The 948-nt window shown below is 42.0% G+C and carries 1 protein-coding gene and 1 pseudogene; both read right to left on the bottom strand.

Going from position 1 to position 948, the window contains the following annotated elements; translation table 11 throughout:
* Positions 1–414: pseudogene (locus ND6B_RS02000) on the bottom strand (helix-turn-helix domain-containing protein); the annotation flags it as partial.
* Positions 390–896 (bottom strand): transposase, encoded by a 507-nt coding sequence (locus ND6B_RS02005; RefSeq protein WP_008464884.1) that lies wholly within the window; start codon positions 894–896, stop codon positions 390–392. The gene ND6B_RS02005 and the pseudogene ND6B_RS02000, both read right to left, overlap by 25 nt.
* Positions 897–948: the final 52 nt, after the last annotated feature.

Raw genomic sequence — 948 nt, 5'->3', positions numbered from 1 at the left:
TGCTCTTGGCTTTTTCATCGGCTTAGCTGGCTTTACTTTTTCTCTATGCGTTAATAAGTTATGTGCCTTCATGACACGATAAAACGAACTTTCAGACGCTATCCATATGCCCTTATCAAGCAGCTTAGGGACTATTTTACTGGCCGGTAAATGCCCATATTCGGCTGAATTAGCCGTATTAATAATGCGCTGCCGCTCTAACTCTGTGAGACGGTTAGGCGGCTGTTTTTTCGTACTCGTCCGTTTGTCAGTCATATCGTCTGCTTCAATCCACCGCTGAACGGTTCTTAGTGTCAGTCCAAGTAACTCACATGCCTTTTCTTTCCTTGCCCCTGAAGCCTGTGCGTTTGTGATAAGCGTTATTAATTCATGTCGCTCAGTCGCTGTTGTTAATCGTCCTCGTTGAAACCCCAAAGTGCATCCGCTTTTTTTTTGAGTACAAGTAGAGCGGCAGTTTCAGCTAAGGCCTTATCTTTGCGATTCAGTTCTTTTTGCAGTTGCTTTATTTCTTGCTTAAGCTGTTTACTGTCTGACTTTACTGTTTTATTTGAAGGTGGTGTTACTAAGTCTTTCTTCCATTGCTGAATATGATGCGGATAAAGCCCTATATTACGGCAGTATTCATTTATGGCGGCTTCATCTAAACTTCCACACTCAATGACCGCGTTGAGCCTTTCTTCTAAACTCCAGTCTTGTGGTCGTTTTTCTGCTGTCATTTGGCTACCCGTCTGGTGTATTTCAAGTTGATGCTTTTTTGCCAGTGCTATCCAACGTTGTAACGTTGAATAACCGACACCTAAATCATCTGCAATATCTTCTAAGCGAACATCATCACATTGAGATAATGCTTTTTCAACAGCTTGAACTTTAAATTCTTGTGTAAATTGACGTCTCATTTTATTTGCCTCTGCTAAATGTTAGAGGCGACAACTATCCTGACACAGGGGG

Origin of the sequence: Pseudoalteromonas sp. ND6B (assembly GCF_000764215.1) — a bacterium.
GTDB classification, from domain to species: Bacteria; Pseudomonadota; Gammaproteobacteria; order Enterobacterales; family Alteromonadaceae; genus Pseudoalteromonas; species Pseudoalteromonas tetraodonis.
The sequence above is the reverse complement of the archived record's forward strand: the minus strand, read 5'-3'. Positions and strand labels throughout refer to the sequence as shown.